Origin of the sequence: Embleya sp. NPDC059237 (genome assembly GCF_042754105.1) — a bacterium.
Classification (GTDB): Bacteria; Actinomycetota; Actinomycetes; order Streptomycetales; family Streptomycetaceae; genus Embleya.
This window is the reverse complement of sequence record NZ_JBHZAE010000007.1, coordinates 511,957-530,270: the sequence shown is the minus strand read 5'-3', so window position 1 is coordinate 530,270 and position 18,314 is coordinate 511,957. Positions and strand designations below refer to the sequence as shown.

At 68.5% G+C, this 18,314-nt stretch carries 13 protein-coding genes; 4 read left to right on the top strand and 9 right to left on the bottom strand.

From position 1 onward, the window contains the following. Positions 1-301: 301 nt before the first annotated feature. Positions 302-589 (bottom strand): 30S ribosomal protein S15, encoded by a 288-nt coding sequence (gene rpsO, locus ACFXKZ_RS24560; protein WP_020553079.1) that lies wholly within the window; start codon positions 587-589, stop codon positions 302-304. 144 nt (positions 590-733) lie between these two features. Further along, positions 734-2,134: a type VII secretion integral membrane protein EccD gene (gene eccD, locus ACFXKZ_RS24555; protein ID WP_380003102.1), complete on the bottom strand. Its 1,401-nt coding sequence runs from the start codon at positions 2,132-2,134 to the stop codon at positions 734-736. A 273-nt stretch (positions 2,135-2,407) separates the two neighbouring features. Here eccD and eccCa point away from each other — a divergent pair, with 273 nt between their 5' ends. The 3 genes from eccCa (at position 2,408) to ACFXKZ_RS24540 (ending at position 9,871) form a co-directional block, all read left to right on the top strand. Beyond that, positions 2,408-6,358, top strand: a complete 3,951-nt coding sequence (eccCa, locus tag ACFXKZ_RS24550) for a type VII secretion protein EccCa (RefSeq protein ID WP_380003101.1) — start codon at positions 2,408-2,410, stop codon at positions 6,356-6,358. A 182-nt stretch (positions 6,359-6,540) separates the two neighbouring features. Beyond that, positions 6,541-6,942: a hypothetical protein gene (locus tag ACFXKZ_RS24545; RefSeq protein ID WP_380003100.1), complete on the top strand. Its 402-nt coding sequence runs from the start codon at positions 6,541-6,543 to the stop codon at positions 6,940-6,942. A gap of 1,657 nt (positions 6,943-8,599) precedes the next feature. After that, positions 8,600-9,871 (top strand): S8 family serine peptidase, encoded by a 1,272-nt coding sequence (locus tag ACFXKZ_RS24540; protein WP_380003099.1) that lies wholly within the window; start codon positions 8,600-8,602, stop codon positions 9,869-9,871. A 94-nt stretch (positions 9,872-9,965) separates the two neighbouring features. On the opposite strand, the gene ACFXKZ_RS24535 is transcribed toward ACFXKZ_RS24540, so the two are convergent. The 7 genes from ACFXKZ_RS24535 to eccB all read right to left on the bottom strand — a co-directional run bounded on the left by ACFXKZ_RS24535 (position 9,966) and on the right by eccB (position 16,854). Then, positions 9,966-10,454, bottom strand: a complete 489-nt coding sequence (locus ACFXKZ_RS24535; protein WP_380003098.1) for a hypothetical protein — start codon at positions 10,452-10,454, stop codon at positions 9,966-9,968. A gap of 23 nt (positions 10,455-10,477) precedes the next feature. Beyond that, complete coding sequence (locus tag ACFXKZ_RS24530) at positions 10,478-12,178, bottom strand: alpha/beta hydrolase (RefSeq protein WP_380003097.1); 1,701 nt, start codon at positions 12,176-12,178, stop codon at positions 10,478-10,480. Between the two features lie 2 nt (positions 12,179-12,180). Then, complete coding sequence (locus ACFXKZ_RS24525; protein WP_380003096.1) at positions 12,181-12,759, bottom strand: hypothetical protein; 579 nt, start codon at positions 12,757-12,759, stop codon at positions 12,181-12,183. Between the two features lie 93 nt (positions 12,760-12,852). Next, on the bottom strand, positions 12,853-14,085 hold the full coding sequence (mycP, locus tag ACFXKZ_RS24520) for a type VII secretion-associated serine protease mycosin (protein WP_380003095.1): 1,233 nt from the start codon (positions 14,083-14,085) through the stop codon (positions 12,853-12,855). A gap of 287 nt (positions 14,086-14,372) precedes the next feature. Then, positions 14,373-14,660 carry a WXG100 family type VII secretion target gene (locus ACFXKZ_RS24515; RefSeq protein WP_078977448.1) on the bottom strand — a complete coding sequence of 96 codons (288 nt, stop codon included), beginning with the start codon at positions 14,658-14,660 and terminating at the stop codon, positions 14,373-14,375. A gap of 136 nt (positions 14,661-14,796) precedes the next feature. Beyond that, complete coding sequence (locus tag ACFXKZ_RS24510) at positions 14,797-15,102, bottom strand: WXG100 family type VII secretion target (protein WP_380003093.1); 306 nt, start codon at positions 15,100-15,102, stop codon at positions 14,797-14,799. A gap of 276 nt (positions 15,103-15,378) precedes the next feature. Further along, positions 15,379-16,854, bottom strand: a complete 1,476-nt coding sequence (eccB, locus tag ACFXKZ_RS24505) for a type VII secretion protein EccB (RefSeq protein ID WP_380003092.1) — start codon at positions 16,852-16,854, stop codon at positions 15,379-15,381. A gap of 167 nt (positions 16,855-17,021) precedes the next feature. On the opposite strand from eccB, the gene eccE reads away from it, so the two are divergent. Further along, positions 17,022-18,308 carry a type VII secretion protein EccE gene (eccE, locus tag ACFXKZ_RS24500; protein ID WP_380003091.1) on the top strand — a complete coding sequence of 429 codons (1,287 nt, stop codon included), beginning with the start codon at positions 17,022-17,024 and terminating at the stop codon, positions 18,306-18,308. Positions 18,309-18,314: the final 6 nt, after the last annotated feature.

Sequence of the window (18,314 nt, the reverse complement as noted above, 5' to 3'; positions counted from 1 at the left end):
GAGGTCCGCGGCGCATGACGCCTGAGGGCCGACCGTGCCGGTCTTCGATCGAAGCACCCGGGTGCGTTACCCGGGGGCCACTACCGAGGACCGGCGCTGGAGGTCGGCGCCTTGGTCGCGACGCGGCGCTCCCAGTGTTTGTCGTTCGTCCTCGTCGTCGGGCGTGCGCGAGGCACGACCGACGTCGATTGTCTTGTTCTATCTCACCGCGGATGCCCGCGTGCGGAACACAGCCTACAAAGACGGCGTCCGGATACGGCGAAGGAGCGGCTTGTGCAAGCCGCTCCCCCGTCGTGTGTTGCTAGCGGATGCCGACGCCGCTGCGGCGGATGCTCAGGCGGTCGGTCAGCGTGCGGTAGCGCTCGATGTCCTTCTTGGCCAGGTAGCCGAGCAGGCGACGACGCTGGCCGACCAGGAGCAGCAGGCCCCGGCGGCTGTGGTGGTCGTGCTTGTGCTCCTTGAGGTGCGCGGTGAGCTCGTTGATCCGGTAGCTCAGGATCGCGACCTGCACCTCGGGGGAGCCGGTGTCGCCTTCCTTGGTGGCGTAGTCGGCCATGATCTGCTTCTTCGTTGCGGTGTCGAGCGACACGTGTTCTCCCTCTGCAAGGTGGTGAGCGCCACCGGTCTTACTCACGGCGGCGACTGGGCTCACATGGTGCGGGCGCGCGGCCCGTGGGCAGCACGCATCCCGGGCACGCGGCTCCGGGATACGGACAACCCTAGCAGGAGCGCATCAGGCCGTGATGTTCCGCAGCTTGTCGTACAGATCCAGCACCGCCAGGCACAGCGGTACGACCGACACCATCAGCATGCCTTCGAGCACGTCCATCAGCCGCCCCCAGAAGGGGGACAGGCCGCGCGAGGGCACGGTGGTCGCCACGATCGCGAGCAGCGCGCCGACCACGCAGACCAGCGCGAAGATCCAACCCTGGCGCTCCTTGTCCGCCATGCCGGTGTCCAGGGCCAGTCCGACGAACAACATCGCCAGGGCGAGCAGGCCGGCCGTGTACAGGACGGTGACCTGGGTGGTGTGCCGGAACAGGCGGGCCCGGCACAGGGTGACCAGGGCGAGTACGGCGGTCAGGGCCCGGGCCCACAGGGTGTCGACGCTGCCGAGCACGACGCAGGAGGCGACGAGCGCGGCGGCGCAGGCGCCGGCCAGGCCGCTGAGCACCTCGTGGCCGCGGCGGGCGCGGGCGGCGACGTCGGCGTGGTCGAGGGTGTCGCTCTGGCGGGAGGTCGGCGCGTCGGAGGGCAGGAAGCCGATCGGCAGCCGGGCCAGGCGGGCCGCCCAGGAGGGCAGGAAGGCGATCATGGCGAGGGCGACGGTGCCGGTGACCGCGGCGGCCTCGCGGGGGGCGCCGTCGACGGTGATCAGGCCGAAGGTGGCGAGCGTGCCCAGGGCGCCGGCGCCGGCGCCCGCGATGTAGACGGCGCCGCGGGCGGGCAGCAGGGCGGCGATCAGGGTGGAGACGACGAGCACGGCGACGCAGGCGACCAGGAACTGGACCCGGCCCGGGCCCTCGCGGACCGGCGGCTCGATCAGGCCCAGGCCCGCCAGGAACGCGTTCGGCAGCGCACCGAGGCCGAGCACGGCGCCGCCGGAGTGGTCCCCGTACACCCGGGCGCGCACGCCTGCGACCACGGTCAGCACCAGAGCCAGCGAGCCGCCGACGATGGCGGGCAGGCCGTGCGGCAGGGGGGTCATGCGCCAGAGCACGACGGCGCCGAGGGTGAAGAAGACGGCCGCGCCGGACAGGCCGGCGATGCGCAACATCTCCGGCGTCCACAGCCGGTTGTCGCCGGTGACGGAGGTGGCCACCGAGTCGGCGACGTCGTCGTACACCGGCGGGGGCGGCGCGTCCGCGAGCGCCGTGAAGCGCAGCAGTTCGCCGTCGCGCACGTTTTGCGCGGCCAGCGTGAGTCCGCTGTCCAACGCCTCGCCGTCGAGCCTGGTGAGCTGAAAGCCGGTCACCGCGCCGTTGCGCTGGGTCTGCCCCGACAGCCGCAGGATCTCCGGGTACAGCTCCGCGAGCGGGACCTCCTCCGGCAGCGCGAGGTCTACGCGACAGTCCGGTGCGATGACGGTGATCCGGGCGAACCCGGTGGTGACCGTCGTGGTCGTGGAGTTCACCTGTGCAGATCCCCCTGCTTGTAGCCGCCCCGTGTCCCGCGACCCCGAGGGGGCGGGACGACGACTCTATACGTCACCGCTTCGCGCGACGGTGGCGCCGGGAAGACCGGCCAGTAGTATGCGGCGCACACACGAACGGACCACCGGTCCACCGTGTGTCATGGAGACGACCCTGACGGGGTGGGTTGACTCACATCACCTGCTCCTTTTCCGTGCTTTGCGGCGGGTTCGATCCGTGTCCGGGATCCTCGCGACGGATGAGGCTGATTCACCTTGACCGTGGTCATCGTCAAGCGCCCGCCCAGGGTGCTGCCCTCTCCTGTCCCCACGGAGGAGATCCGACTCCAATCGCCACCCGAGTTGGAGCGCCCGACCGATCAGAACTGGATCATGAGCGTGCTCCCGATGATGGGCATGCTCGGGTCGGCGGGCTTCTTCTTCATGCCGGGCGCGCCCAAGATGATGATGGTCATGGGCGGCATGATGATGATCTCGTCGCTGGTCATGGTGGTCGCGAACATCCTCAAGTCGCGTGGCGGCAACCGGGTGCAGATGCTCGACTCCCGGCGCGACTACCTCAAGTACCTCGCCCAGCAGCGCAAGGAGGTCCGGCGGACCGCCCGCAAGCAGCGCGACGCGCAGTTGTGGACGCATCCGGATCCGGGCCAGTTGTGGTCGGTGGCCGCGGGCGAGCGGCGGATCTGGGAACGGCGGGCCGGTGACCCCGACTTCGGGCAGGTCCGGGTCGGGGTGGGTCAGCAGCAGTTGTCCACCCCGCTGGTGGCTCCGGACACCGCGCCGCTGGAGGAGTTGGAGCCGCTGTGCGCGGACGCCATGCGGCGGTTCCTGCGCACCCAGGCGACGCTGGACGATCTGCCGATGGCGGTCTCGCTGCGCTCCTTCTATCACCTGACCGTCTCGGGCGAGCCGGAGCGGGTGTACGGGCTGACCCGGTCGATGCTGGGCCAACTCGCGGTGCTGCACTCCCCCGACGACGTGCGCATCGTGGTCGCGTGCGACACGAACTCGCTGCCTCGTTGGGACTGGCTCAAGTGGCTGCCGCACGTGCAGCACCCGTCCCAGTCGGACGGCGCGGGCTCGGTGCGGATGATCGCCGGCGACCTCGGCGAGATCGAGGAGTGGCTGGCCGAGGAGTTGGCCGGGCGTTCGCGGTTCGCGGCCGGTGCGCAGCCGGTGCCGGACCAGCCGCATCTGGTGGTGGTGCTCGACGGCGGCGGGGTGCCGGCCAACTCGCTGCTGGCGGGCGCGGACGGGTTGCAGGGCGTGACCATCGTCGAGGTGGTCCCCGGGCCGCTGGACGAGTTGCGCGGCGGGCTGGCGATCATCGCCGAGGAGGACCGGCTGACGCTGGAGTCGACGGCGGGCGCGTACGAGGGGGTGCCCGACTTCCTGTCGGCGGGCGACGCGGAGGCGCTGGCCCGCAAGCTCGCGCCGCTGCGGCTGTCGGCGAACGACGACGACGAACCGCTGCTGGCCAATCTGGACTTCACCGACCTGATGGGCATCGGCGACGCGGCCCAGGTGGACGTATCGCAGACCTGGCGGCCCAGGCCGCCGAACGACCGGCTGCGGGTGCCGATCGGGATCGGCCAGAACGGCGAGCCGATCATGCTGGACCTCAAGGAAGCGGCGATGGAGGGCATGGGTCCGCACGGCCTGTGCGTCGGCGCGACCGGTTCCGGCAAGTCGGAGCTGCTGCGCACCCTGGTGCTCGGCCTGGCGACCACGCACAGCTCGGAGATCCTCAACTTCGTGCTCGCCGACTTCAAGGGTGGCGCGACCTTCTCCGGAATGTCGGACATGCCGCACGTGGCGGCGGTGATCACCAACCTCTCCGACGACCTGACCCTGGTCGACCGCATGCGCGACTCGATCACCGGTGAGCTGAACCGACGCCAGGAGTTGCTGCGTTCGGCGGGCAACTACGCCAACATGCACGACTACGAGCGGGCCCGGGTGGCCGGCGCGGCCCTGGAGCCGCTGCCCTCGCTGGTGATCATCATCGACGAGTTCAGCGAACTGCTGACCGCCAAGCCGGACTTCATCGACATGTTCATCCAGATCGGCCGCATCGGCCGATCGCTCGGCGTACACCTGCTGCTCGCGTCGCAGCGGCTGGAGGAGGGTCGGCTGCGCGGGTTGGACACCTATCTGTCCTACCGGATCGGGTTGCGCACCTTCTCCGCCGCCGAGTCGCGCGCGGCGATCGGCGTGCCCGACGCGTACCACCTGCCGTCGGTGCCCGGCGCGGGTTACCTCAAGTTCGACACCGAGTCGATGGTGCAGTTCAAGGCCGCGTACGTGTCCGGCACCTACCGCGCCTCGGACCGGATCCGGCGCAACCGCACGGGCTCGCCGATGCCGGTGCTGTTCGACAGCCGGTGGACGGCCGCGAACACGTGGAACCGACAGCCGGACCTGCCACCGGAGCCCGAGCCCGAGCCGGACGTCGACAGCGCGCTCGCGGACACCGTGCTCGACGTGATCGTGCGGCGGATGGTCAACCAGGGCCCGCCGGCGCACCAGGTGTGGCTGCCGCCGCTGGCCGAGTCCAACTCGGTGGACCGGATGTTGCCGCCGCTGCGCGTCACCGCGGAGCGCGGGTTGAGCTCGCCCGAATGGGGGGCGAACGGCCGCCTCGTGGTGCCGCTGGGCCTGGTGGACAAGCCGTTCGAGCAGCGCCGCGACGTGATGTACGCGGACCTGTCCGGCGCGGCCGGCCACGCCCTCGTCGTGGGCGGCCCGCGCAGCGGCAAGAGCACGCTGATGCGCACCATGATCACCTCGTTCGCGCTCACCCACACGCCGGCCGAGGTGCAGTTCTACGTCCTGGACTTCGGCGGCGGCGGGATGGTCGCGCTGAGCGATCTGCCGCACGTGGGCGGGGTGGCGGGCCGGCTCGACGCCGAGCGGGTGCGCCGGATCGTCAGCGAGGTCAAGGGCATCCTGGACCGGCGCGAAGAGATGTTCCGGGTCAACAACATCGACTCGATCGACACATTCCGCCGACGCCGCGCCGCGGGCACGCTGCCGGACGAGGCGTGGGGTGACGTCTTCCTGTTCGTCGACGGCTGGTTGACCCTGCGCAACGACTTCGACGCGCTGGAGGCCGAGGTCACCGACATCGCCACGCGCGGTCTGGGCTTCGGGGTGCACGTGGTGCTCTCCGCGTCCCGGCATCCGGAGATCCGGCCCGCGCTGAAGGACCAGATCCAGACCCGGCTCGAACTGCGGCTCGGCGAGACGATGGAGTCCGAGGTCGACCGGCGGCTCGCGGCGAACGTGCCCTCCGGCGCGCCCGGTCGCGGTCTGTCCCCGGACAAGCTGCACTTCCTGGCCGCGCTGCCCCGGATCGACGGCTCGTCGACGGCGGAGGACCTGGGCGAGGGCATGGCGGCGATGGTCGGCGCGGTCAAGGCGGCGTGGGCGGGCCCGCCCGCGCCGCCGGTGCGGGTGTTGCCGATGTTGCTGCCGTACGAGCAGTTGCCGACGCCGGCGCAGGTGTCCGGCCGGGGGATCCCGATCGGTGTGGACGAGCAGACGCTCAGCCCGGTGTACCTGGACTTCAACGTCGACACGAACTTCGTGCTGTTCGGCGAGAGCGAGTCGGGCAAGACCAACTTCCTGCGGCTGCTCTCCCGGGGCATCGCCGAGCGGTACACCCCGGCCGAGGCGCGGATCATCGTGTCCGATTACCGGCGCACGCTCTTGGACGTGGTCCCGGAGTCGCACCTGCTGGAGTACGCGGCGGCGGCACCGGCGCTGACCTCGTTCATGGCCGAGATCCGCGGCGGCATCGAACGGCGGCTCCCGGGGCCGGAGGTGACGCAGGAACAGCTGCGCAACCGGAGCTGGTGGAGCGGCCCGGAGCTGTTCCTGCTGATCGACGACTACGACTTGGTGGCCTCCTCCAGCGGCAACCCGGTGGGCAGCATCGCCGAGTTCCTGCCGCTGGCCCGCGATGTCGGCCTGCACCTGATCATCGCCCGCAGCAGCGGCGGTGCGGGCCGCGCGCTGTACGAGCCCGTGCTGCAAAAGCTCCTCGACCTGGGCACGTCCGGCCTGATCCTGTCCGGCAACCGGGACGAGGGCGCCCTGATGGCCAATGTCAAACCGACCCAACTCCCGCCGGGGCGTGGCCAGTTGATCACCAGGCGGCGAGGCGTGCAGCTGATCCAGACGGCCTGGCTGCCGGACAACTGACGGCATTTCGCGTCGGTATGCCGAACCCACCATCCGAATAGTTATAACGGAACGTCAGCCTCCTCTTGCGGTCCGCTGACCATTCGTGGATCAATGGTCAGCGCCGCGACGCGCAGGCGTGTCCGACGTCCGCCGGGGAGGGTCGCGGCCGAAGGTCACCAAGCCCGGGGGAAACGTTGGCTATGGCGGGATCCGGTTTTCAGATCAGCCTGGAGATGCTGGAGAAGTTTCAGGGGGCGTTGGAGGGAGTGCTCGCCGATCTGATCGGCGAGGATCCGGGGGCGAACGCGGCCGAACACGGGATCGGCGCGACCGACTTGGGCGTGTCCTTCGCGGAGGCCCCGATGATCGGCGGAGTGATCCAGGAGACCGCCACCCGATTGCGCGCACTGATCGCCACGCTGCACGACCAGATCACGGCAATGAAGTTGTCGATCAAGGTGACCGGCGCGAACACGGCCGACGTGGACGACGACACGCGCCGCGCGCTGAACGAGATCATGGCGCGGATCGGCCAGGGTGGACAGACGCCGGTGACGACGGGATCGACGACCAAGTCGGGCGGCACGGTGGGTCTGGAATGACACGACTACACGAATCCGGCGTCGTGGGGGGAATCTGATGGTGCACGCGGACGGCGCGCCGACCGGGGGACCGGGCGGCGGCGGAACCGACTTCGAGGGATACACGCTCGAACAACTGCAGGCGATGATCGCCGGGGCGAACCCCTCGGCACTGGGTGTCTACGCCGACAAGCTGCACGGAACCGCCCAACGCATCCAAACCGCCACCGACGGCCTCACCAAGTGCATCCAGGCCCTCAGCGGCGCCTGGGAGGGCCCGGCAGCGGAAAGCTTCCGCACGTGGGCCGGCGGCGTCACGGCCGCCGCAACCGGCCTCGGCGACTACGTCTCGGCAGCCGGCACCCACGTCAACCACGTGGGCCAACAAATCTTCGTGGCCAAGATGCGCATGCCACGGGTGCCCCCGACAGTCCTGGCCACAGCCAACCAGGGCCCGGTAGCGGTCGTCTCAGCCGCCACAAACCCACCCCCCGGCGGCGTCGACCCAATCAAGGCCCACGAGGAAGCCAAGGCCCAGGTAGACGCAGCCCACCGCGAAGCAGTAACCCAAATGCGCACATTGGCCTCGACATACAGAGTCGCCGCCGCAGACCTACAAGCGCTACCAGCACCGGTGTTCCCGAAGCCACCGGGCGATCCCGAGCACGGTTGGACGGCCATTGTCGGACCGGGAGATAACGCAGGGAGCAGTCGATCAACCAACCCTGGTTACGTTGACAGCAAGACCACTTCGGGTTCGAGTCGCCCAAGCTCCGGCATCTACTCCGCTCCGCAAGGCTCCCCACCGTATGGCGGAACTTCTGGCGCAAGCGGGCCGGTCGGCCCCTATGTGCCGCAATCCACCAATCTTCAAGGGAACGGTCCCCTCAATGCGCCAGCCACGACGGCGGACATTTCCTGGACACCTCAAGCTTCCAATGGGCCAGCGGGGTCGAGCCCTCCGGTGGGCAGCGGGCCGACCGGAGTTCCGCTGAGCAACCTCCCCTCGTTCCCTAGCAGCAGCCCTGGAGTGCCAGGCCAGGGACGCGCTGCTGGCATCCCCGGCTCCCGCCCGCGCAACGGTGTCCCCGGTTCACCTTCCCGCAGCGGAACCATCCCCGGCGCTATACCGGGCGGAGGCCCGGGGATACCGGGAGCCATGCCTCGTAGTGGCGTTACGCCCGGCACCAGCGGCGGGCGAGGATTGTTCACCACCGGCCAGGATGCACGCACCATGAATGCAAACGGGTCGGGTGGTCCGGCCGGTGGCGGTTCGCACGGGCGTACTAGCGGTATGCCCGGAGCGCCGGGTATGGGTATCGCTGGCAGCCCCTCCTCCACCGGCGGATCCAACCGCAGGCTTGCGGCGTCGAGGGGCGGTTCTGTAGGGGACGCCTCGGGAACTCCGACACGTCGCCACTCCCCCAGGCTGCGCGCATTGCCAGCGCAAGGCGACGAGCCAGCTTCCGGGGGTACCGATGATCGGGCGCCGAGGCCGAGTCCCGGCCGTCGAACGCCTTTCACTGGCGGAGCACGCTCGGAACAGATTCGACGCGCTCCCCGCCCCGCACAGGATGACGACAATGTCTGGGACGGTTCACGCCAGCCCGGCGTAGTACCACCGGTCATCGAATGACCAGCGCTCACAGCGCTGCCTGAGGAAGGACACCTTCGCCGCATGAGCGGACGCTTCGCCCGAGCCTCCCAGATGTCTGTTGTGGTCGGCTTGCTCTTGACGACCATGATCGGCGCGGGAGTCTCCGCCACCCCCGCTCATGCCGACTCCATCCGCGCTCAACAGTGGCACCTGGATACATGGAAGATCGACGACATCTGGAGGATTTCGCGCGGAGCGGGGGTCACGGTTGCCGTTGTCGACACGGGCGTCGATGCCACCCATGAGGATCTTGCCGGACGTGTTCTGCCGAGTCTCAATACTCCAGGCGACCAGGAGGGGCACGGCACCGGTATGGCCAGCCTCATTGCCGGGCAAGGCCGAGCAGGGGGCGGTCAAGGAGCCTTCGGGGTCGCTCCGGATTCCAAGATCCTGCCCTTCCGCATCAATCCAGCTCCAGTAGGAGGGATCGACCCAGCGTCTACAGCCGAAGGTATACGCCGCGCCGCTGATTCTCCGGCCAAGGTCATCAATCTCTCAGTCGGCATACAGCTCACCATCCCGGAGCTGAGGGAAGCCGTCGCGTATGCCCTCAGCAAGGGGAAACTGCTCGTCGCGGCTGGGGGCAACACACCACGGAACCAGTCAGGTGTGCCCGTATATCCCGCCGCCTATCCAGGCGTTCTATCGGTCAGCGCGGTAAATCGTGCTGGTGAGCCAGCCTCGAACAGCGTGCAAGGGTCGTGGATCTCTCTCGCCGCGCCGGGACAAGACATCCCCAGCGCTTGCGTCACGCAGACGCACTACTGCCTTGGCACCGGTTCCAGTGATGCCACCGCACTTACCTCTGGGGTGGCGGCGCTTGTGTGGTCGGTGCATCCCGATTGGACTGCGAATCAGGTCATTCGGCGGCTGATCGATACTGCCAACCGGCCTACCGAGCCTGTTCCTTCCGACACCTTTGGCTATGGGGCCGTGAGTCCCCGCAAAGCCCTTGCTGCCACCGACACGCCTGGGCCGGCCGATGTGAATCCGCTCGTCGGCGTGCGTGGGGACAAGCCGAGTGCGCCGCCCACCACCGGCGCGTCCAGCGGCCCACCTGCGCCAACTGCGCCACCCGCAAGTACCGCGCCCTCGGCGGCAGTCGCCGGCAAGTCCGACGACGGGGACAGCCTCCTCATCCCGATCCTCATCGGCACCGCAGCCGTCGTCGTCCTCGGCGCCGGCGCCGCCGTCGTCACCATGCGCCGCCGCCGAGCCCGCGAACTCGCCTATCACCAAGCCCCCCTCGCGCCGCCGCCCTACCACCAAGGCCGCACCTACGACGGGCGCTGAACGGGTCACCGGAAGGACGTCACCACATTCGCGCTCGTCGGCAGGCGCGACGCCACGCGGGCAGAGCCGGTCCGGCGCAACCGCAGCGGTCGGTCTATTTCGGACCCCGACCCGGTTTCGCAAAGCAAGGGGAGGTCACCCAGACCGTGATTTGCTCGGGTGGCGCAGTACTGCTCACCAGGATTCGAAAGCCATCGGCCTCGCCGACTCCTGAAACCTTACCTCCCGGACTTTCCGGAATGTCATAGATCTCGTCCTGCACAACCTTCACCCCCTGCGCCGTAAATGCATCGCGGACTCGGCGAAGCGCCTCCACTTGGTGCGCGGGCGCCACGATCACGTTGTACATATGCAGCAGGGAATAGGAATCGGCGTCGGAGACGCTGCCGTCGAGACCTTCACAGGGGCCATCCTTCGAGGAAAGCCCCTGCGGTGTGACCGGGGCGCCGATGACGTCCAGCACGGCTCGGGCATACCGCTCCGCGATCGCCCGAGTATCATCTAGGGGCTTGACGCGCAACGGCTCGTCGTTTTTCGACATATCTCCTCCGCATGCTGAACCGAAGACGAGCAAACCGAGCACCGAAACCAGGATTCGACCGGTCCTCATGGCTTCGGTGCAGTCGGGAGCCGACCGTGCTCGAGTTCCGGACGGCGAGCAGGGTTGGGATCGTCGTAGAGCCCCATGATCACTCTTGCCTGATTCTCGAGACTCGAAGCCGGTTGATCGCCATTCATGCTCCAGTAGCTACTGTGATCGCCCGGTGATGCCACGAGCCGATTTCCGCCGAAGTCCTTTTCATGCGGCAGAGTCTTACCGTGCTCGGCCTGCCATCCGGCGTGGCTTGCCGCGCCCAGTCCTGGTATTCCGTCGTCGTCCGCGGCCTCGGCCCAAAAGTGGCGAGGGTCGATGTGCAGGTCATCGGCGCTGTTGGTATGCGTGCCGGGACTCCCCACCACGATCATGTCGTCGACCGCAATGCCGTCGCCCTTCCGTCCGGCATCACCCAGAAGAGACGATCCATAGCTGTGTGCGACGACACTGATGTGGTGGTCCGTGGATTGAGCACGCAGGCCACCGACGAAGGTATCGAGACGCGGCGCGCCCTCCTGCGATCGATCCCAGCCGATGACGCTGGAGACTTTCGATTCCCAAGGCTTGTCGAGTCCACCGAAAGAAGCTTCGGGAGCGTCGTAGTCCAGCCAGAAAACCGACGCCACATCACCTGCCTGGGGAGTCAGCCGGTCGGAAGCATCCTGGATCTTGTCCAGACGCTTCATCTGCCCTTCCAAACCACCCGCCACATCGGTATTCGTGCCAGGTATCAGGATCGCGGTGTGCCGAGCCAGGTCTGGATTTCCGATCGACATGACCACCTGGCCGTCGAGGAACTTGTTGCCGAACTTCAGCAGCAGTATTCCCGAGTCGTCCGCGGCACAGGTTCCGTTCTTCGTCAAGGCGGACTCTATAGCCTGGAGATTCTTGATCTCCCGGAATTCTCCATCGCTCAGCGGCCGTCCCGACAAATCGGCCAGTCGCGCATCGAGCGCCCTCCGATTCGCCTTGTCACGGTCGGCGGCCGGAATCCCGTCCATACTCCCTATCTCGTGTGGGTAGCTGCTCAGGTAAAGGCGCCGCTGCTCCTCCGTCAACCCTCTCCACCAGGCTGCCGATCCGGCGGGGTCCATATCCTTTGGAAGGCCGTTCACACCGTGGAGAGCGGCGACGCGACGAGCATCCTCCTGGGCATTTTCCCACGAGTTCAGTGCCGTCGCGGCAACATCCGAGGGATTGAGTCCGGCAAGCACTCCGGCAAACTTGTCATCCACCTCGCATGCCTGACGAATGATCGTATCCAAGCGCCGCTTGAATTCATCCAGCAAGGTTTGCATTTTGGCCGGATCGCCGGGTGCAGCCCCTCCACCTGCGCCGCGAGGTGCAGAAGCGTCGAGGACGAAACCCCCACCTGAATCCGAGACCTTTATCCCGGCCGCCTCCGCCTCCCGCACGGCTGTCAACAAGGCGTTCTGGATGACCGGCATCTCGGCTGCCGCCTGGTCGGCAGCGGACCCTATCGATTGGGCCTGCATGGCGGAGAGGGCAATCTGTCGAACGACACGTTCGAGATCCTTGTCGGCGGTCTGCGCCGATATACCCTTCCACCCGGCCTGCTCGACCACGTCGTTGACGCCGGCCCGAAAGGATCTCTCCAGGTCGTGCAGACGGGTGGTCGCTTTACTCCAGGCAGCGGCAAACTCACGCCACCCATCGAACTTTGCGTCCCTGAGTTCGACAAAGTTGACCATATCTAGGGCTTTCCGCCGAACATCGTCTTCAACTCGGTCTCGTTCTCACGATACTTTGTCCGAGTGCGATAGATCTTGTCGGCAGCCGCCTGGGATCCATTCGCCAGTCGCATTATTGCGGCCGACCATTCCCGGCTCAATTCACCCATCTGGAATCCGGTTTTGAAGCCCGGCGTCCCGATCGGCGGACCGTGGCCCACGTCTCCACTCACAACTTTGAGGTCTTGGCCGATGGAGACTGCCTTGCCGGCCGCAGGAACGAGTTTCTCGATATCGACCGTGAAGTTGTTCCCCGGGGACGAAAGGACCGGAGACATGACCTCGGGTAATGCCGTACGCGCCCCGGGGCCACTGAGAATCTGATTCATCCCCGGCTCGGCCCGCTCACCGTCCGGGTTGTCGGCGAACTTGGGCCCAACATTGAACAGAGCCGGATCGGTGTCCGCCGACGGCACGGGTGGCCGGGACGCGGCCGGAGCAGAAAGGAGTGGATTCGAAGTCGGGCCGGTCGGGTCCACTCGGAAATATTCGGGTGACAGAGCCCGGTTTATATTTGTGTCGGGAATGTTGTGCTCAGTCATTCTCGCTCCGCTGATCGGGGTAAAGGAGTCACCAAGCGCGCCGACGACGGTCGGGCAGGCCCTGGTGGTCGGAAACCAAGTGCCGGTCGGGGTTCAGCCGGGTGAAGGGGGGTTGCGGGCGTCGCGGATGACGATTGCGCCGCAGATCACCACGATCGTGAGCCCGATCGCGACGAAAAGGATCACCGAGGCCTTGCGGCGGTCGCGGTCGGCTCGGGAGGGGCCGTGGGCCAGTGGGGCCACGTTGACCAGTTCCGTGCTGCGGTCGACCTTGGGGTCGGGGACCGGGACGGAGCCGGGTACCCCGGTGAAGGCGAGGGCGCGCAGGGGGTCGACCACGCCCCAGCCGACGCCGTCCACGTGGCCCGGGGCGGTGCGCTGTGCGGTCTGTTCGATCAGGGTGATCACCTGGGCCGCGGTGTAGTTCGGGTGCGCCGAGCGGATCAGCGCCGCGACGCCCGCCACGTACGGCGTCGCGAACGAGGTGCCGTCGCCCCGGCAGTGGCCGCCCTTGGGGACCGTCGACCACATGTCCACGCCGGGCGCCATCACGCCCACGTACGGCTTGTTCTGCGAGAACGGCGCTCGCTCGTTGTTGCGGTCGGCGGCGCCGACGCCCAGCACGCCCGGATACTTCGCGGGCCACGAGTCGAGGTTGTCCTTGTCGCCGGAGTTGCCGGCCGCGGCCACCACCACGACCTGCTTGGCCAGCGCGCGCTGGATCGCGTCCTGCAACTTTTGGCCCGGCTCCTGGCCGCCCACGGTGTCCTGCGAGATGTTGATCACCGAAGCACCTCCCGCGACCGCGAAGTCGATCGCCTGGGCCAGGGTGTCCTCGTTGCCCTTGGTCGCGTCGTCGCCGCCGTTCTGCCGGATCGGCAGCAGCATCGCCTCGGGCGCGATCCCGGCGAATCCGGTCTCCAGCCTGGGGGTGAGCCGATCCCCGGGCCGGGCCGCGATGATGCCCGCGGCCATCGTGCCGTGGCCGTTGGTGTCGTCGGTGCCGTTCGCCTTGTCGTTGAAGAAGTCCTTGCCGGCCACGATCGCGGGCGCCAACTGCGGGTTGTCGTCGTCTATCCCGCTGTCGATCACCGCGACCGTGACGCCCTTGCCGGTCGCCTTCTGCCACAGCTCGTCGAGCAACACCCGTTGCAACGACCACGGCTTGCCGGGCATCGGCTTGGACGGGTACTGGCAGTCGCTCCCCGCGAGCAGTGCGGTGTGCGCCGGACCCCCGTCGGCCGAGGCAGCGCCCACCGATCCGGCGGGAAGCACCAGACCCAGCGCCAGAAGGGGTGCCGCCCACCGTCGCCGCACGGGTCGCATCGGTTCGTTCGCCTTCCGGATCACCGTCCGCCCGATCCCGGTCCACCGGGCCGGGCGATTCGTCTTCTGGGTGTCCCCGGCCCCCGTAAGACCGATGACGGACGCGGGAGGAGGCGGGCACCGGCCCGCCTCCTCACATCACGCCACTCACGCACACACGCTCTCACTCACACACGCTCTCGCACACACATGCACTCGCACACTCACGCCTTCGCGCACACATGCGCACGCGCACTCGCACACACGCACTTCGCCGACGACGCACCGCGCCGAGATCGAAGCAGCGACTACTGCCACATCTTGGCGTTCGACGCCTCGGTCTGGCGGTACGCGTCGGCCGCGCGCATCAGGCCGTCGGCGATGCCGTTGAGCGCGTCCTGCAGCCCCTGCGCGTTCTGGTCCCAGCTCGCCTGCTGGACGAGGTAACCCTCGCGGGCGTCACCGGACCACGACTCGGTGACCGGCGAGATGTCCCGCTTCAGACCCGACTGCATGTCGGCGAGACGGGCGTTGAGGGCGCGAATATCGGCTGCGGCCTGTTCGAGCGCAGCGAAAGTGACAACTACCTGCGACATGCTTTCTCCCCAGTGTCGGATGACGGGCGTACGACCGGGGCATCGCCCCGAGCGCCACGAGAGCGGACTCGACCGTCGGCGACGGGGGCGACCAGGCGCACGGCGACGACGGTACGAATCCCGGAACGAACCTCGGTCAGAACATCAACTTCGAGATGTTGCCGGACACCGTCGTCTCGGTCTGGTCGTACGAATTGGCGTTGTGGCCCATCGCCCCCGAGATGGCCTCCAGAGCGCGCTTGACCCCGAGCGCCTTCTGTACGGCCTGCTCCTGCAGCGGGTCGAACTGGGTCCTGGCAGCGCCCTGCCACTGACCCTCGATCGCGTCGACCTTGCGGTTCATCTCCTGGATGGCCGCCTCGAGGTCGGTCGCGACACCCTGAACCTTCTTCGACAACTCCGCCAACATCTGCGGAGTGATCTTGAACGCTTCACCTGCCATGTTTCACCATCCCCCATGAGACAGACGTGCGCGAGGGAAGGTTCGTGTCACCCGTGTCGGGCGCCCCCGCACCAACGTCACCGTTGCGACGTCGTGGGAACTCTAACCGCAACCCCGGACGCCACCCAAGCGACGCCCTACGCAAGGTTACGGAACCTTGACCCAGTGAATACCCCTGCGGGTCCAGTGCAATGCGCAGGTCTTCAGTGGTGCTTTCGGGTCGGTTCGTCGCCACTCACGACCCCCACGACGCTACCTCAACTCCGGCCCCCAGGCTCAGGATCCCTGTGGCTTCTTGGCATCGGCCGTACTCAACTGCGGTCCCCGCGACACCAGTTCCGACCACGCCCGGGGCAACGGCTTCGCCTCCACACCCTTGTACCCCAGGCGCTGCTTCGCCTCGCTCTCCTGCCCGGACTGCGCCTGCGCACCGCCGACCTGCGCCTCCTCCGGCACGCTGTAGCGCAGTCCCGAGTCGGCGACCAGATACATCGGACCGCCCTCGGGCGTACCGGTGACCTCGCGGTACAGCGCCCCCGCGCCGGGCTTGACCCACACCCCGCCCATGCCGTCGACCAGTTGCTCCGGCGGCCGGGTCCCCGCGGACTGCGTGGTCACCGGCTGGGTGCCGCGCCAGTCGTCGGCGAAGGTGTTGCACACCACGTTGCGCGGCAGCTCCAGGTCGTTGCGAGTCATCCGGTTCATCGGGGTCGGCGGGATCTCCGGCCACCCCTTGTCCGCGGCGTAGGTGCGGTCCTGCACCACGGCGGTGCCGAGCGTGCCGATGTTCACCGGGAACGCGTTCGGCGGCGTGTTGCCGTACGCCTCCTTGACCCTCGGGTTCGTGGTGAGCAGGACGGCGGTCAGCTCGCTGATCGGCATCACACCCTCCCCGGTGACCACGTAGTTCTGCCGCTGGGCACCACCCTCGGCCCGCAACACGATGCCGATCCTGTTGTACTCCCGAGCCAGCGGCAGCGAGGTGGGCTTGCCGTAGTCGGCCGGCAGCGGGTGGTCGATCACCCCGCCGTCGATCAGCGTGGCCAGCCACGAGTCGCTCATCGGCTGTGCCGGTATGCCGACCAGGTTGAGCGCGCCGATCACGGTCGGCGCCTCCACCGCGTAGCGCTTGCCCTGGTAGACGAGGTACTTGCGCTGGTTGCGGTCCTGGACGAACAGCCCCTGCCCGGGGGCGAGCGGCCCGTCCGCCGGAGCCGCGCCGATGAACACGCTGCGCTGCGGCTCGCCGGCCGGGTCGGGCCTGCCGTCCTTGCCGATCGCCGGACGCTCGCACACGGTCCAGGACTTGCGCCCCCGGACCTCCTTGGCCGTGGGCAGCCGGTCCGGCGCGTTCGGAATACCCAGCGGCGCGCCGTGACTCACGCTGTTGAGCTGCTTCTCCGGCACCATGTTGACCTTGAAGTTGCCCGGGTCCAGGAGCAGTCGGCCCGAAGCGATATTGAGCACGGGGTGCAGCTTGCCGTCGAGGAAGACGTATCGGCTGGCCGAGTCGCGGCCCACGATCAGACTGCTCTTGTCCTTCCAACCGGGCGGCGTCCCGGGCTTGATCAGACCGACGACCCCGAACCCGGCCAGCACCAGCATCGCGACCACGATGCTGGGCGTGACCATCCGCATCGGCTTGGGGGCGTTCTCCTCGGTGCCCCCGCCGGGCGCGGGTTGCAGGAAGGCCGCCACCATGCGGCGGCGCGCGAAGATGTACGCCTCAAGTTGCTCGCGGCGCGATGCCATCGTTCTCCCCGTGATCGACCGAACGCTCCGGCTGACGGTTCTACCACCGCCGCGGTCGCAGGGTCGCGGCCAGACCCCCGGCCCCGTACCGTACGGTGTGCCGCACCCGTTGTGACACTCGGGCGACGGCGTACGGGGACAAGTCGTGACATGGGGGATCTACAAACGTGGCCGCACCCACGCCGGTAGGGACGCATCGGCAGACCCGCCCGCCCACACCACCCGACGGGACGTCACCACCGACGCCGCCCCAACGCGCCTCGTTGCGGGTACATCCGCGCGCGGGGCGGATCGGCGGCGTGCTGGTCCAGCAGATCGTACTGATCCAACTCGCCGTACTGCTGGTCGCGATCGGCCTGGCCACCAACCTCGCGGTGCTGATCGGTCTGGGCGCGGTGGCGATCCTGCTGGTGGTGCCCGCGCTCGTGCGGCTGCGCGGCCGGTGGCTCGCGCAGTGGTTGCCGATCGTGTACGACTTCCGCCGCAGGCGTCGGATGCCGGCCGTGCCGGACGACGCGGACCCGGTCCTGGTCCCGGTATTGGAGTGCGCGCCGCGGTTGACCACCACCTCGGTCACCGACCGCGACCGCCGCTCGATCGGCCTGATCGGCGACGGCACCTTCCTCACCGCCGTACTGCTGGTCACCTCGCGCGACGAACCGCTGCGCCCCTCGCGGGCCCAACGCCCGCTGCCGCTGCCCGCGATCGTGAGCACGCTCGACGTGGACGACGTGACGCTGGCCTCGGTCCAGGTGGTCCAGCACACCCAGCCGGCGCCGGCCACCCACCTGCCCGAGGAGGCGCTGGCCACCCGTTCCTACCGGCAACTCGTCGAGCAGGGCCTGCACGACGTGCCCGCGCTGCGGCTGACCTGGATCGCGCTGCGCTTCGAACCCGAGCTGTGCGCGGGCGCGGTGGCCGCGCGCGGCGGTGGCGAGGAGGGCGCCCAGCGGGCGCTGTTGCGCGCGGTCAACCAGCTCGCCGGCAACCTGACCGGGGCCGGTTTCGAGGCCCGGGCCCTGGACGAGGCCGAGTTGGTCCAGGCGCTCGCCACCTCGTGCAGCGTGAACCGCACCACGCGCCAGTACGGGCGCGGCGGGCGGCGGACCACCGAGTCCAAGCGCGCGTGGCGCTGCGACGACCGGTGGCACACCACCTATTGGGCGAACCACTGGCCGCAGTTGACCCAGAGGCGCACCTCCGACCTGGTGGGCGCGCTGACCGCGACGCCGGCGATCGCCACCACCTTCGCGCTGACCGCCACCCACGGCGTGGGCGGGACCACCGCGCTCACCACGCACGTACGGATCGCCGCCCGCTCCGGCAGCGAACTGGCGGACGTGACCCGGCAACTGGAGCGCCGGGCGCGCTCCGAGCGGATCGGGCTGACCCGTCTCGACTGGGAGCAGCAGCCGGCCCTGCTGGCCACGCTGCCGCTCGGCGGCCTGTCGTGACGAAGC